This is a genomic window from Kosakonia cowanii JCM 10956 = DSM 18146, from assembly GCF_001975225.1.
GTDB classification, from domain to species: Bacteria; Pseudomonadota; Gammaproteobacteria; order Enterobacterales; family Enterobacteriaceae; genus Kosakonia; species Kosakonia cowanii.
The window spans coordinates 1505250-1520005 of sequence record NZ_CP019445.1; the positions used below are offsets into that span (position 1 = coordinate 1505250).

The following is a 14756-nucleotide window of genomic DNA, read 5'->3' on the forward strand; positions in this document are numbered from 1 at the left end:
ATAACCACAATAGCGCTTATCTTCTGCTTCGAAAGAGATATGTCTGATGTGAAAAACCTCAATGGCATTCATCTAAAATCATACTTAGCTCTATTCTCAATACGATAATTAAGTCCGAGGGGAATAATAGGCCGCTGCTAAATCAAAAGATAAAGCTACAAAGCAATGAGACATATATTCTTCGTTACGTGAAGCGCACGATTGTCGTTGCTCAGGCGAGCACGTTAAATGGATCCTACTCTTTTGGCAGAGCACAGAACAAAGCGGAAGTCAGGGTGGGGATTCAGGCCATATAGATGGTTTCGCCCGGCGTTTTAGTCCTCATCGGTTCAACAACCTTCCACTCTAACCCGCCAGGGCCATATCCAGGAGGCGGTATTGAGATTGAGCGAATACCGCGGCTGATAATCTCTTCTTTAAGCTGTGATCGCCTTTTACTCAGATCTGGCTTGTCTCTTATGGCTGGTTCGCGGCAGCATCGGGACGAAATCATTCCCACGCGGGGTCATCACCGATTGCTTGCGGGTAATAAAAATCGTGTCCGATGGAATATCTTTATTCACAAACGACATGGCGCCAATCACCACGTTATCGCCAATCGTGATTGAGCCCACCAGGCATGAATTTGCGCCGATATCGACGTTATCACCGATGCGAATAAAGTCGTTATCCGTCATTCCCTGGACAACGCCAATGGTGGTGTTTTGCCGGATAGTGAAGTTAGCGCCAATACGGGCGCTGTAGGTGATAACGACGCCGGTATGGTGCGGTATATGCAGTCCGGGCCCTATTCTGGCCTCCAGATCGATATCCGCTGCGAATTTGCTTTTAATCATATTGGAGAGTGATTCAGCTACCCGCTTTTGGCGCTTGTTGCCATGCTCATTCATTTCACTGGCGAGGCGCCACCAGAATAAAAAATTCCTGCGGCGGTTCTTTTTCTCTCTAAGAAGGCGGCGAAACGAGAATTTATCTTTGCGAATCACCTCAATACGCCAGAACTCGCGCAGATCGTGTGCTTTAGACGAGAAAATAAAAAAGAGGCATGTTAACAGTTTGATAGTGATTCTCCTGCCCCTCTCGCGAGCGCTAACGGGGGATTCATAATTTCCTCACAATCATAACATTTGAAACAATTACCGACAAAGCGCTGTTCGGCACATCCTCTGTATGCCGCTTTTTGGTATCCTGCCGCTGTGAGGTCATTCCTCCCCGTCAGCGCATCTCTACCCCCGCCTGACTTCCCATTTTTAGCCGCTTATCGCGCAATTAAAATGCCATAAGCGCAATTTTCATAGAAAGACTAACGCATTGAAATGTGCCCATGTAATATGAGGCCGGGCTATTGCGACTTTCGCCTTCGTGGTCCAGATTTGATGAATAACGACTCCCCTTAACAGACTCATTAAGCGCTTTGACGAAACGCCATGAACAAACCAATAAAACGGCTTGAAATCATCAAATACGCCATTGAACTGGAGGATGACAGCATCATCCTCAGCCAGCTTCCTTTGCTGAAAACGGAAGTGACCGACCCGGAGTTAGCGTTTATTGTTCACGCGCTCGAAGAGAAGAACTACAGCGATGCGATGCGCGCCATTACGGTGTGGCTACAGAGCCAGCGCTCGGTCGTCAGTTGGCAAGATCCGCAGGTTTCTGCCAGCAAGCTGGAACTCAAAGCGCTGGAGGAGCAGCTCCGCGAGCTTATCGATAAGCGCAATGCGCGCATTCAGCAGCTGGATGAATTTAACGATCTCTACTTAACCCGCCTTGGGCCGCTGATGTCGCAGATCCTGCGCCTGCGTAAAATGCTGGCTGAAGCCGCAGTGCGTCGCCAGGAAGCGGAAGCACGTCGACGCGAGGCTGATTATCTGCGTTGCCAGAAATACCTCTCGCAGGCGGTGAATGTGCTGGTGACGCTCACGCAGCGCTGGCAGAGCATGCCGCCGCACTCGATGCAGGCGGCTGAAGCGCGTAAACATCTCCAGCAGCAAAGCGAGCTGATCGCCTCCCTGCTGGCAGAGGCGCAGGAGCTGGAGCGCGGTCTGACGCGTGAAGAGGAGCCGACGCGCCAGGCGCGCGACGAAGCGCGTCAGGAGTACGAAAGCTATCAAGAGCAGCAGCACGATGCGGAAAAACGCTTCAGCTTCGAGCAGAAGATGTCGGAAGAGGAGCGCCATGAGCTGAAGCGTCTCTGGCGACAGGCGAGTAAACTCTGTCACCCCGATCTGGTCGACAGCGAGATGAAAAACGATGCCAATAGCATGATGGTGCAGCTCAATCAGGCCCGTCAACGCGGCGATCTGAGCGCGATTCGATCCATGCTCAGCCGCCTGCAAAAAGGGCTGGAGCCGCTAATGGCCAGCGACAGGCTGAACGACGTCCAGCGTCTGCGTCAGCGCATTGTGGAAGTGAAGCAGCACATCGCCACGCTGATTGAAGAGTTAATGACGCTGGATAAAGAGGAGACCTGGCAGTTGGTCTCTTCCCTTGGCGATCGGGAAACCTATTTCCGCCAGCAGGAGAAAGCGCTGGCTGAGATCCGTGAATCCCTTGAGCAGCAGGTTAACGAAGCCGAATACGACGAAGTTGCCTGATATGTGCCCGGCGCTCTGCCGGGCCGCAATTACTTTTTATGCCAGTAAGCCTGCGCGCGAACGCACTGCTGATCGATAGCGTCCGTTTCAAACCGCGCCTTCAGCGATTTCACCACCTCCCCCTCCCCGGTCAGCCAGATAAAATAGTCCTCACCTGGTACAGTTAGCGCCGCCAGCTTTTCCGCCACCTTCTGCGGTTGATGCCCAATCACATACTCAATATCAAAGCCCTCCAGATGCGCGAGGTAATCCTGATAAGCGGCATTGTCGATGGTTACCAGCGCCTTCACCTGCGGACGCCGCGCAAGCTGGCTTATCGCCTCCAGCCGACGGCGCAATGCCGGCATACCGGACTCATCGCACACGTAGAGTTGCCAGGCGTAATCTTCCGGCACCACCAGCGAACCGCGCGGCCCGCCGATAGTCAGCAGATCTCCGGCTTGCGCGTTGAGTGCCCATGCGCTCGCTACCCCGCCGTCGTGAATGTAAAAATCGAGAGTCAATTCATTGCGGCTGGCATCAAAGAGCGGCGTATAGTCGCGCGACAGCGGACGCGGCCCATCGCCCCAGTTAATGCCCTCATCCGTTACCTCTGGCGGAACGAAAGGAGCGCCCTCCTGCGGGAAGAAAACTTTGGTGTGGTCATCGAAACCGCGTGAGCTAAAGCCATCGAGCTGCTCGCCGCCAAGCACAATGCGCTGGAAGCCCTCGCTTGCCCGCTCAACGCGCAAAACGGTTAACTGGCGAAAACGCAGCTCATTGCGCACGCGCTGCGGATAACGTGAAGAAGTTGTGGTCATAATCGGCCCTACTGAATGTGAAATAGATATATCTAAATTTTGTGCAAATGATAATGATTGTTGTTTATGGGGAAGGCAAGATTTTTTTAAGATATAGCAACAGCTAAGAGCACGCGCTGACAAAATCACTATTTAAAATCATTATTATCAACAAGATATAAATAAATCATTAAACCAGCCTGTTACCAGACAGAGTTTAGATATAGATTAGATATATCGAATTAAAACGGAGAGTAGGATGCGCCATTCACACGACAGTCACGATAACGAACACCACGGCGGCCGTCGGCAGCGCTTTTTTGGCCACGGGGAGTTACGCCTGGTGCTGCTGCATCTGCTGCGCGACAGCGACAGCCACGGCTATGAACTTATCAAAGCTATTGAAACACTGACCGAGGGAAACTACACCCCCAGCCCCGGCGTGATCTACCCGACTCTCGATCTGTTGCGCGATCAGCAGTTGATTACTATCAGCGATGAGGAGAGTGGGCGCAGGGTGATTGCGATAACCCGCCACGGCCAGCAGTGGCTGGATGAGAGCCAGCAGCAGCTGACGCAGATTCTGGAGCGGGTTAAAGCGCGTAATGTCGGCTATCAGTTACGCAGAGATCCACAGATGAAGCGGGCGCTGGCGAACTTTAAAGCCGTGCTCGATCTGCGCGTGAATCAGCAGGCGCTTAGCGCCGCGCAGCTTAAACAGATAATTGGCATTATCGACCGCGCGGCGCTGGAGATATCCCAGCTGGATTAAGCTGGCATTGGCGCTTCACGCAGGCGGAAGACCTTCACCAGTTCGCGCAGATGCAGCGCCTGATCGTTCAGTGACGCGGCTGCCGCAACGGACTCTTCCACCAGGCTTGAGTTCTGCTGGGTGGTGGAGTCAATCAGGCCGATAGCGCTGTTGATCTGCGAAATGCCATCGGTCTGCTCGCGGCTCGCCTGGCCGATTTCACGCAGGATCACATCCATCTCTTCGACGTTGGTCACCATACCGTTAATCAGCGCGCTGGCTTTCTCCACCAGCGCCATCCCTTCACGGGTCTGGCTGGCTGAGCTCTCGATCAGATGGCGAATATCATTCGCCGACGAGGCGCTTTTCTGCGCCAGTTGACGCACTTCACCGGCCACCACGGCAAAACCACGGCCATGCTCACCGGCACGCGCCGCTTCAACCGCGGCGTTCAACGCCAGAATATTGGTCTGGAAAGCAATCGCATCAATCAGGTTGATGATGTCAGACATGCGATTAGAGGTGTCGTTGATAACCCGCATCTTCTCGGTGACCTGCATCATCATCTCGCCATTGCTCTTCACCACCGTCGCGGCATCGGCCGACAGCGTCGTGGCTTCAGAGGTGTGATCGGCTGTGTTCTTCACGGTTGCCGTGATCTGCTCCATGGATGCCGCAGTCTGCTCAACGGAACTTGCCTGCTCTTCCGTGCGCGCCGCCAGATCCTGGTTACCGGCAACAATTTGCGCCGCCGCGCTGGAGATATTTTCAGAGCCGTTTTGCACCTGATGCACAATCTCCACCAGGCGATTTTTCATCTCCATCAGCGCACGCAACAGCGTTCCGGTCTCATCATGATGACGAGAGTCAATGGAGCGGGTTAAGTCGCCATCGGCGATCGCTTCCGCAAAAGTGACTGCTTCGCGAAGCGGACGAGTGATCATTCGCGCGATGACCACGCCAATCAGGCTTCCGAGGGCAATACTGATCGCCGCCAGCGCAATCAACAGCAGGCGGTTGGAGCCAAAGTCCTTCTGCACCTGCTGACCGGCGTCACGCATCTGCTGATCCTGGATGGCAATCAGCTCCTGCACTTTCGCTTTATAGGCCTTCTGGACAGTGATGGTATTGGTCATCATCTCCTGAATGGCGGCCGGGCGATCGTTGCGCTTTACCGCATCGAGGATGCGAAAACGGGAGTCGAGGTACTGTTGGCGCACGGTGCGGATCTCAGCAAGGATTTGCTGCGACTGCTCGTCGCGCAAGTTTTTCGAGAGATCGGCCAGTAAGGCAGAGATACGCGAGCTAATAGCCGCCAGCTGTTTCTGGGAATCAGCCGACCATTTGCCGTCCGTATCCAGCAGCATTAATTGTTGCGTACTGACGAACGTCTGGAAATTATCAATCAGCTCGTTTGCTTTTACGGTCGTGGGATAATCCTCATGCACAATTTCTTGCATACCGTTGTTGGCACGATTAAGGCTGAAAAGCGAGAAACAGGAACTCACCACCATCAATATAATAAAGAATCCGAATGCCAGAAATAATTTCGTACCGATTTTTACATCATGTAAAAACATATCTTCTCCGTGGATTTGAATGTCTTGCTGACAAAAGCTTTGAACCCTAATTCAGAAGGCACGCTTAAGTCCCCGGCGCGAATGGAAACCCTGTCGCCACCAGACGTTATCGGTAACGTAAATGCTAACTTTATGAGTTTGATCGTTTTTTTATTAAATTAATTGGCCACTGGATAGCCAGGAACTATCAATTTAGCGTCATTGATCGTTATTTGTTTCGTTTTCTTATTATTTCATGGATATATTAATGGGAGTTAACTAGAGTTAATTGGAAATTAAATTTCAAGCTAACTAATTTATTGAGCCAGGCACTAACAAAATATCAATTAATAAAAAAGTAACAATTTAGAAAAAATTATTAACATGAAGATGGATTAGCAGAAATAAAAAAACCGCCAGCAGAGGCGGCGGTTTTTTTAATTAAATATCTCTTAATGTAATACGGAAACTGCGTCCTGTAGCCGACCTGCGCGCTGTTTCACCATTGACGACACCTCCGCGCTCTGTTCAACCAGCCCGGCGTTTTTCTGCGTAATCGCATCCAGCTCCGCCACGGCGCGCGTCAGATCCGCAAGCCCCGTCGCCTGCTCAGAGGTGGACTGGCTAATCTGGGCAATCAGGGCGGTGACATCTTTAACCTGGGCCACAATATCGTCCATCGTGCGGCCTGCTGCGTGAACCTGGTCGGAGCCGGACTGCACTTTACTGGCGCTGGCATCAATCAGTTTACGGATATCATTCGCGGCGTTCGCGCTGCGGCTTGCCAGGTGACGAACTTCCCCGGCAACCACCGCGAAGCCTTTGCCCTGCTCCCCTGCCCGCGCTGCTTCAACTGCGGCGTTTAGCGCCAGGATATTGGTCTGGAAAGCGATATCGTTAATCAGCGCAGTAATGGAGCCGATACGCTGCGTGCTGTCGGCAATCTCATCCATGGTTTTCACCACCGTTTCCATCGCTTTACCGCCGTGAGCGGCGGCGTTGCTGGCGGAACTGGAGAGCTTATCTGCCGCAGACGCCGTTTCCGAGTTGCTCTGTACCGACGCGGCCATCTGGCCCATTGTCGCCACGGTCTGCTGCACGTTAACCACCGTCTGGCGCGTACGCTCATTCAAGTCGTCGTTGCCCTTCGCCAGCGTTTCGCTGCCGTTAAGCACGCTGCTCACCTGACCAGAGACATCGTTTATCAGCCAGCGGCACATCAGCCCCAACTGACCGACCGAGCGCAGAATTAGCCCCACTTCATCGCTGCGGTTGAGGAAATCGACGCTGTTACGATCGCCCGTTGCCACACTTAGCGCCTGCTTTGCCACATTCTCGACCGGGCGAACAATCTGCCACTCAAACGCCAGCGCGCCCAGCAGCGTCACCAGCGTACTGACCAGCATCGACACAGGATGCGCGCCAGTGAACCACAGCGCCGCCAGCTGTGCGACCCACAGCAGCGTCATGACGCCGCGCGCCCGCCAGCGCAGCGGAAGCGTGGCCACGTTCCCAAATAAGCCTTTACCCAGTACAAGACCTTTATGCAGGCGCTTTTTGCTGCGCCCTTCATTTAATGCGCTGTAGAGCGGCTCAACTGCCGCGATCTCCTGCTCCGTCGCGCGGGTGCGGATCGACATATAGCCGGTCACTTCGCCGTTACGCACCATCGGAATGGCATTGGCACGCACCCAGTAGTGATCGCCATTTTTACGGCGGTTTTTCACAATACCGCTCCACGGCTCGCCCTGTTTCAGGGTGAACCACATATCGGCAAATGCCGCTTTCGGCATATCTGGATGGCGCACAACATTGTGCGGTTGGCCGCTTAACTCATTGAGGTGATAGCCGCTGGCATGAATAAACGCATCGTTAGCGTGAGTGATGTAGCTCTGCGTATCAGTGGTGGACATCAGCGTAGTGTCATCGTCCAGCGGGAAGTTGCGCTGGCTGACATAAAGAGGAGAAGACATGGTTGCGTCCTGTGCAGGTTATATTGCCGTGAAAAAATTATTGCGAATGTTATTTCGGCGATAATGAATTTATCTTTAGTTGTTAAATTTGATTTAGATCGCAAATCCGCAGAAAACCCTGATTTTGATAGGTTTGTTAAGATATTGATTTTAATAGTTTCAGCCTGAAAACACTTAGTTGCGCTAACGGGTTATGCCCCATTTTCATGCATTCGACGCACTTTTTTGGCGCAAAGCGCCTTTTCACCCCCTCGCCTCGCGCTTTTTAACAATGCTGTAACCTATTTTTTGCCCAGACGGCATGATTAAATCTTGTACGATTTGGCTTTCACCTGGCGTTTATCCCGATTTCTCTGCCCGCCGCCGAAGTGGCGTAATCCCTGCAATACTTTAATCAGTATCACGTGATACGCGACTCCTGGAGCTTATTTTGAACAGGTTACCTTCCAGCGCATCCGCTTTAGCGTGCAGCGCTCACGCCCTGAATCTCATTGAGAAGCGAACGCTTGATCATGAGGAGATGAAAGCTTTAAACCGAGAGGTGGTGGATTACTTTAAAGAGCATGTTAACCCGGGGTTTTTAGAGTATCGAAAATCTGTAACTGCCGGCGGGGATTACGGAGCCGTAGAGTGGCAAGCAGGCAGTCTGAATACGCTTGTCGACACCCAGGGAGTGGAGTTTTTAGATTGCCTGGGTGGATTTGGTATTTTCAATGTGGGGCACCGTAATCCAGTTGTCGTTTCCGCCGTACAGCACCAACTCGCCAAACAACCTCTGCATAGCCAGGAGCTTCTCGACCCGCTACGGGCGATGCTGGCAAAAACGCTGGCGGCGCTCGCGCCCGGCAAACTCAAATACAGTTTCTTTAGCAACAGCGGCACGGAGTCCGTCGAAGCGGCTCTGAAGCTGGCGAAAGCCTATCAATCTCCGCGCGGGAAATTCTCCTTTATCGCCACCAGCGGCGCGTTCCACGGTAAATCTCTTGGCTCGCTCTCGGCGACGGCGAAGTCGACCTTCCGTAAACCCTTTATGCCGCTGCTGCCGGGCTTTCACCATGTGCCGTTTGGCAATATCGATGCCATGCGCACGGCCCTCAGCGAAGGGCAGAAAACCGGGGATGACGTTGCGGCGGTGATTCTGGAGCCGATTCAGGGTGAAGGGGGCGTGATCCTGCCTCCGCCGGGCTATCTGCCTGCGGTGCGTAAGCTGTGCGATGAGTTTGGCGCGCTGCTTATTTTCGACGAAGTGCAAACCGGTATGGGGCGCACTGGCAAAATGTTCGCCTGCGAGCATGAAAACGTGCAGCCGGACATTATGTGTTTAGCCAAAGCTCTCGGCGGCGGCGTGATGCCGATTGGCGCGACCATCGCGACCGAAGAGGTCTTCTCGGTGCTGTTTGATAATCCGTTCCTGCACACCACTACTTTCGGCGGTAATCCGCTGGCCTGTGCGGCGGCGCTGGCAACCATTAATGTGCTGCTGGAAGAGAACCTGCCGGCGCAGGCGGAGCAGAAAGGCGACATGCTGCTGGATGGCTTCCGGGCACTGGCGCGTGAGTATCCCGATCTGGTACAGGATGTGCGCGGGCGCGGCATGCTGATGGCGCTTGAGTTTGTGAATAACGAGACGGGGTACAATTTTGCCAGCCAGATGTTCCGCCAGCGCGTGCTGGTGGCCGGTACGCTCAATAATGCGAAAACCATTCGTATTGAGCCGCCGCTGACGCTCACCATTGAACAGTGCGAGCAGGTGCTGCGCGCCGCAGGCGAAGCGTTGTCCGCGCTGCGCGTTTCAGTAGAGCCGGTGTAACACTCTGCCCGATGGCGCTTCGCTTATCGGGCCTACAAACCGCACTCACCGTAGGCCGGATAAGGCGTAGCCGCCATCCGGCATGTCCTCTGCCCGCACTTTTTTGAATCCCATCACAATCATTCGCTCCCGCTTTTCCCTTCTGTTGTCGCGGCGGCTACAGTAGAACTCATCCGACCACATAACAATAATTTTACATTGGAAGAGAGCATGAGCCACTACCCGTCGCTGTTCGCCCCGCTGGATCTGGGTTTTACCCAGCTTAAAAACCGTGTGCTGATGGGGTCGATGCACACCGGTCTGGAGGAGCGCCCGGACGGCGCAGAGCGGTTGGCGGCCTTCTATGCCGAGCGCGCTCGTCATGGCGTGGCGCTGATTGTCACGGGCGGCATCTCCCCCGCTCTTTCCGGCGTGACAATGGAGGGTGCCGCAGTGCTGAACGATATCAGCCAACTGCCGCACCATCGGCACATTACCGATGCGGTACATCAGGAGGGGGGCAAAATCGCACTGCAAATCCTGCATACCGGGCGCTACAGTTTTCAGCCCAACCTGGTCGCCCCTTCCGCCATTCAGGCACCGATCAATCGCTTCAAACCTCACGAACTAAGCCATGATGAAATTCTAAGCCTGATTGAGGATTTCGCCCGCTGCGCGCATCTGGCTCAACAGGCCGGTTACGACGGTGTCGAGGTGATGGGTTCGGAAGGTTATCTGATTAACCAGTTTCTCGCCGCGCGTACCAACCAGCGGGAAGATGAATGGGGCGGTGATTACGCTCGCCGAATGCGTTTCCCTCTCGAGGTGGTGCGGGCGATCCGTGAGCGCGTCGGGGAGAACTTCATCCTGATCTATCGCCTGTCGATGCTCGATCTGGTGGAGGGCGGCGGCACACTGGATGAGACCATCGCGCTGGCACAGGCCGTTGAAGCGGCGGGCGCCACGCTTATCAATACCGGGATCGGCTGGCATGAAGCGCGGATCCCAACCATTGCCACGCCGGTGCCGCGCGGAGCGTTTAGCTGGGTGACGCGCAAGCTGAAAGGCAAAGTCAACGTCCCGCTGATCACCACCAACCGCATTAACGATCCGCAGGTGGCCGAAGCGATCCTTGCCCGTGACGATGCGGATATGGTGTCGATGGCGCGCCCCTTCCTCGCCGATGCAGAGCTGTTAAGCAAAGCACAGAGCGGCCGGGAAGAGGAGATCAACACCTGTATTGGCTGCAACCAGGCGTGTCTGGATCAGATCTTTTACGGCAAAGTGACCTCCTGCCTGGTCAACCCGCGCGCCTGTCATGAAACGCTGATGCCGATCTTCCCGGCAGAGCAGAAAAAAAACCTCGCGGTGGTTGGCGCAGGCCCTGCCGGGCTGGCTTTTGCAGTGAATGCCGCCGCGCGCGGGCACAGCGTAACGCTGTTTGATGCGCAGGCAGAGATCGGCGGGCAGTTTAACGTCGCCAAGCAGATCCCCGGTAAAGAGGAGTTTTATGAAACCCTGCGTTACTACCGGCGGATGATCGACAAAACCGGCGTCGCACTTTGCCTCAATCAACGTGTCGATCCCGGTATGCTGACGCTGTTTGATGAGGTGATCCTCGCCTGCGGCATTGAGCCGCGCATGCCGCTTATCGACGGCATCGATCATCCAAAGGTGCTGAACTATCTCGACGTGCTGCGCGATAAAGCGCCAGTCGGCGAGCGCGTGGCGATCGTCGGCTGCGGCGGGATCGGCTTTGATACCGCGGTCTATTTAAGCCAGCCGGGGGAGTCCACCAGCCAGAATATCGCTGAATTCTGCGTTGAGTGGGGCATCGATACCAGCCTGAACGAGGTCGGCGGCCTGCGTCCGGAAGGGCCGCAATTGCCGAAAAGCCCGCGGCAGATTGTGATGCTGCAACGCAAAGCCAGCAAGCCGGGCGACGGGCTGGGGAAAACCACCGGCTGGATCCACCGCGCCACGCTGCTGTCGCGCGGTGTGAAGATGATCCCGGCGGTGAGCTACCAGAAGATCGACGATGAGGGTTTACATATTCTGGTCGGCGGCGAGCCGCAGGTGCTGGCGGTGGATAATGTGGTGATCTGCGCCGGCCAGGAGCCGCGGCGCGAGCTGGCCGAACCGCTGCGCGAAGCCGGTAAACCGGTGCATTTGATTGGCGGCTGCGATGTGGCGATGGAACTGGATGCCCGCCGGGCGATAGCCCAGGGCACGCAACTGGCGTTAACCATTTAAAAAATGCCTGATGGCGCTGCGCTTATCAGGCCTACGAGGTTTGAAACGTTGTAGGCCGGATAAGGCGTGAGCCGCCATCCGGCAAAGCGACTGATGGCGCTGCGCTTATCAGGCCTACAGGCTTTGAGACGTTGTAGGCCGGATAAGGCGTGAGCCGCCATCCGGCAATGCGCCTGATGGCGCTGCGCTTATCAGGCCTGTGGGGTTTGAGATGTTGTAGGCCGGATAAGGCGTAAGCCGCCATCCGGCAGAGCGCCTGATGGCACGGTCGGTTAGCGCTTTTTGCGCACTTTAACCGATTTGAGGATCACGAACTTATTGTTGGTCGCCACGGTTTCGCAATTGCCAAACACGCGTTTGAGCTTGCGGAAATAGTCGAGATGGCGATTGCCGACAATACGTAATTCACCGCCATACTTCAGGCAGCGGCGCGCATCGTTAAACATCTGCCAGGCAATGTGATCGGTGATGGCGCTCTGCTGATGGAACGGCGGGTTACAGAGCACCGCCGCAAAGCGATCCGGCTCAATGCCGGAGAGCGCGTTGTTGATCATAAACTCGCAGCGCTCCACATCCTCTGGCAGGTTGCTCTCCACGTTCAGACGCGAAGAGGCGACCGCCATGGCCGACTCATCAACAAACAGCACCTGCGCCTGCGGGTTGCTGGCCAGCAGTTGCAGGCCAATCACGCCATTGCCGCAGCCGAGATCGACCATCTCGCCCTCGACATTTTCCGGCAGATTTTGCAGGAAAAAGCGTGCGCCGATATCCAGCCCGCTGCGGGAAAAAACATTCGCGTGGTTGTGAATGGTCCAGGGCGTACCATCCAGCTTCCAGCTTGCCAGCAGCGAGGTTTCAACAGGCGCGGGAGCGTTAAAGGTGCAGTTGATCAGGCGCGCTTTGCGCCATGCCAGCGTAGTGGTAGTCGGGCCGAGGATCTTTTCAAACAGCGCCATCGTCGAATTGTGAATATCACGGGTTTTCGCACCGGCGATAATCCGCGTCTGCGGCGTAACCACCTCGCGCAGGGCGCGCAGCTGCTGTTCAAGCAGCGCCAGCTGTTTGGGTATTTTAATCAGCACTAAAGCCGGATTGGCCGGTAGCGGGCTGAGGCAATCCTGAAAGATGACCGCCTCTTCATCCAGATCGTTAATGCGCAGGTTATGCTGCGTTGCCAGCTCGGCAATAAAGGAGTCGTTAATCGACACCGGATGATGGGCCGCCAGCGCACAGGCCAGCGCGCCGAAGCTGTCGTTGAAGATCAGAACCGGGCCATCGACCGCATCCACCTGTTGCAGAAGATACTCATCTGCTGCATCCCACGCCTGTAGCGACGCCTCTTCCACGCCGACAGGGAATCTGTCTAAAGTGAATGACTGTCCGTTTAACTCAACCTGGCTCATTGACCCTCCGCAATGCTAAAATTCGCGCGTTTTATCGCTCAATTACGTAAGGATGTAAACACATTTCACCATGAAGACCCTCACCTATCTTCAGGGCTATCCTGAATCCCTGCTGGCGCAGGTACATACGCTGATTGAGCAGAACCGTCTGGGCGAGGTGCTGGCAAAACGCTACCCCGATAGCCACGGCGTTACCACCGATAAAGCGCTCTATCACTACACGCAAGAGATGAAAAACCAGTTCCTGCGTAACGCCGCGCCGATCAATAAAGTGATGTATGACAGTAAAATTCATGTGCTCAATAATGCCCTTGGCCTGCACACCGCCATTTCCCGCGTGCAGGGCGGCAAGCTGAAAGCGAAAGCGGAGATTCGCGTCGCCACCGTTTTCCGCGATGCGCCGGAAGCCTTTCTGCGCATGATTGTGGTACACGAACTGGCACACCTGCGCGAGAAAGAGCATAACAAAGCGTTTTACCAGCTCTGCTGTCATATGGAGCCGCAATACCACCAGCTCGAGTTCGATACCAGGCTGTGGTTGACCCATCTCGCCTTACGCTAAGCATGCGCGCCAGCGCACTGGTTTTGTCATGTTGACGTGCTAGAGTGACAGCGGAACCCTTTAACGGAGAAGTAGCGCCTTTATGATACGTTTCGCTGTCATAGGGACGAACTGGATCTCGCGCCAGTTTGTCGATGCCGCCCATGAAACGGGCAAATACAGACTTACCGCCGTCTATTCCCGCAGCCTTGAACAGGCGCAAACCTTCGCCACCGACTACCCTGTCGAGCATCTCTTTACCTCACTTGAGGAGATGGCGCAGAGCGATGCGATTGACGCGGTCTATATTGCCAGCCCCAACTCCCTCCACTTTTCCCAGACGCAGCTGTTTCTCAGCCATAAAAAGCATGTGATCTGCGAAAAACCGTTGGCCTCAAACCTGCGTGAAGTGGAAGCCGCCATCGCCTGCGCCCGTGAAAATCAGGTGGTGCTGTTTGAAGCCTTCAAAACCGCCAGCCTGCCGAACTTCCTGGTGCTGAAACAGTCGCTGGCGAAAGCGGGCAAGCTGCGTAAAGCCTTTATTAACTACTGTCAGTACTCGTCGCGCTATCAGCGTTTTCTCGACGGCGAAAACCCCAACACCTTCAACCCTGCGTTCTCTAATGGGTCGATTATGGATATCGGGTTTTACTGCCTCGCCTCGGCGGTAGCACTGTGGGGCGAACCGCACAGCGTGCAGGCCTCGGCGAGCCTGCTCTCAAGCGGTGTCGACGCGCACGGCGTGGTGGTGATGAATTACGGCGACTTCAGCGTCACGCTGCAACACTCGAAAGTGAGCGATTCGGTGCTGGCAAGTGAGATTCAGGGCGAATCGGGCTCGCTGGTGATTGAAAAGATTTCCGAATGCCAGAAGCTCGCCTTTATCCCGCGCGGCGGCAAAGCGCAGGAGCTGACCCAGCCGCAGCATATCAACACCATGCTGTATGAAGCCGAAACCTTCGCGCGGCTGGTGGAGGAGAATGAGGTGAATCACCCGGGACTTGCCGTCAGCCGCATTACTGCGAAACTGCAAACGGAGATCCGCCGCCAGACCGGCGTCGTCTTCCCGGCCGATGATGTCAGCGCCCAGCTCCCTGCGTAAAGCTTCGTA

The 14756-nt window shown here is 55.0% G+C and carries 11 protein-coding genes; 6 read left to right on the forward strand and 5 right to left on the reverse strand.

The features are described 5' to 3' along the window. Positions 1–434: 434 nt before the first annotated feature. The gene (locus tag BWI95_RS06920; protein WP_232374421.1) at positions 435–986 is read right to left on the reverse strand and encodes a serine acetyltransferase; all 552 of its coding nucleotides are present in this window, start codon (positions 984–986) and stop codon (positions 435–437) included. A gap of 441 nt (positions 987–1427) precedes the next feature. Between BWI95_RS06920 and BWI95_RS06925 the strand changes: the two genes are divergently transcribed. Then, positions 1428–2597 (forward strand): coiled-coil domain-containing protein, encoded by a 1170-nt coding sequence (locus tag BWI95_RS06925; protein ID WP_054803003.1) that lies wholly within the window; start codon positions 1428–1430, stop codon positions 2595–2597. A gap of 29 nt (positions 2598–2626) precedes the next feature. Here BWI95_RS06925 and BWI95_RS06930 read toward each other — a convergent pair whose 3' ends face one another. Beyond that, on the reverse strand, positions 2627–3397 hold the full coding sequence (locus BWI95_RS06930; protein ID WP_054803002.1) for a siderophore-interacting protein: 771 nt from the start codon (positions 3395–3397) through the stop codon (positions 2627–2629). 238 nt (positions 3398–3635) lie between these two features. Between BWI95_RS06930 and BWI95_RS06935 the strand changes: the two genes are divergently transcribed. Beyond that, positions 3636–4148, forward strand: coding sequence for a PadR family transcriptional regulator (locus BWI95_RS06935; protein WP_054803001.1), 513 nt, complete (start codon positions 3636–3638; stop codon positions 4146–4148). Here BWI95_RS06935 and BWI95_RS06940 read toward each other — a convergent pair. Both BWI95_RS06940 and BWI95_RS06945 read right to left on the reverse strand, forming a co-directional pair. Continuing rightward, positions 4145–5707: a methyl-accepting chemotaxis protein gene (locus BWI95_RS06940; RefSeq protein WP_054803000.1), complete on the reverse strand. Its 1563-nt coding sequence runs from the start codon at positions 5705–5707 to the stop codon at positions 4145–4147. The genes BWI95_RS06935 and BWI95_RS06940 overlap by 4 nt on opposite strands. A 431-nt stretch (positions 5708–6138) precedes the next feature. After that, complete coding sequence (locus BWI95_RS06945; protein ID WP_076769229.1) at positions 6139–7659, reverse strand: methyl-accepting chemotaxis protein; 1521 nt, start codon at positions 7657–7659, stop codon at positions 6139–6141. 430 nt (positions 7660–8089) lie between these two features. On the opposite strand from BWI95_RS06945, the gene ygjG reads away from it, so the two are divergent. Together ygjG and BWI95_RS06955 are read left to right on the forward strand one after the other, a co-directional pair. Further along, entirely contained in the window at positions 8090–9469 is a 1380-nt protein-coding gene (ygjG, locus tag BWI95_RS06950; protein ID WP_156884898.1) for a putrescine aminotransferase, read from the forward strand. A gap of 210 nt (positions 9470–9679) precedes the next feature. Continuing rightward, on the forward strand, positions 9680–11701 hold the full coding sequence (locus BWI95_RS06955) for an oxidoreductase (protein WP_076769231.1): 2022 nt from the start codon (positions 9680–9682) through the stop codon (positions 11699–11701). A gap of 272 nt (positions 11702–11973) precedes the next feature. Here the strand turns inward: BWI95_RS06955 and rlmG are convergent, their stop codons facing one another. Continuing rightward, positions 11974–13104 carry a 23S rRNA (guanine(1835)-N(2))-methyltransferase RlmG gene (gene rlmG / locus BWI95_RS06960; protein WP_076769232.1) on the reverse strand — a complete coding sequence of 377 codons (1131 nt, stop codon included), beginning with the start codon at positions 13102–13104 and terminating at the stop codon, positions 11974–11976. Positions 13105–13174: 70 nt separating this feature from the next. Between rlmG and BWI95_RS06965 the strand changes: the two genes are divergently transcribed. Together BWI95_RS06965 and BWI95_RS06970 are read left to right on the forward strand one after the other, a co-directional pair. Continuing rightward, positions 13175–13666, forward strand: a complete 492-nt coding sequence (locus tag BWI95_RS06965) for a M48 metallopeptidase family protein (protein ID WP_054802998.1) — start codon at positions 13175–13177, stop codon at positions 13664–13666. An 82-nt stretch (positions 13667–13748) separates the two neighbouring features. Next, entirely contained in the window at positions 13749–14747 is a 999-nt protein-coding gene (locus BWI95_RS06970; protein ID WP_054802997.1) for a Gfo/Idh/MocA family protein, read from the forward strand. Positions 14748–14756: the final 9 nt, after the last annotated feature.

Excerpts from the sequence above, each read along its gene's own strand:
- BWI95_RS06925 (WP_054803003.1), top strand. The coding sequence starts at position 1,428 with ATGAACAAACCAATAAAACGGCTTGAAATCATCAAATACGCCATTGAA.
- BWI95_RS06930 (WP_054803002.1), bottom strand. The coding sequence starts at position 3,397 with ATGACCACAACTTCTTCACGTTATCCGCAGCGCGTGCGCAATGAGCTG.
- BWI95_RS06935 (WP_054803001.1), top strand. The coding sequence starts at position 3,636 with ATGCGCCATTCACACGACAGTCACGATAACGAACACCACGGCGGCCGT.
- BWI95_RS06940 (WP_054803000.1), bottom strand. The coding sequence starts at position 5,707 with ATGTTTTTACATGATGTAAAAATCGGTACGAAATTATTTCTGGCATTC.
- BWI95_RS06945 (WP_076769229.1), bottom strand. The coding sequence starts at position 7,659 with ATGTCTTCTCCTCTTTATGTCAGCCAGCGCAACTTCCCGCTGGACGAT.
- BWI95_RS06955 (WP_076769231.1), top strand. The coding sequence starts at position 9,680 with ATGAGCCACTACCCGTCGCTGTTCGCCCCGCTGGATCTGGGTTTTACC.
- rlmG (WP_076769232.1), bottom strand. The coding sequence starts at position 13,104 with ATGAGCCAGGTTGAGTTAAACGGACAGTCATTCACTTTAGACAGATTC.
- BWI95_RS06965 (WP_054802998.1), top strand. The coding sequence starts at position 13,175 with ATGAAGACCCTCACCTATCTTCAGGGCTATCCTGAATCCCTGCTGGCG.
- BWI95_RS06970 (WP_054802997.1), top strand. The coding sequence starts at position 13,749 with ATGATACGTTTCGCTGTCATAGGGACGAACTGGATCTCGCGCCAGTTT.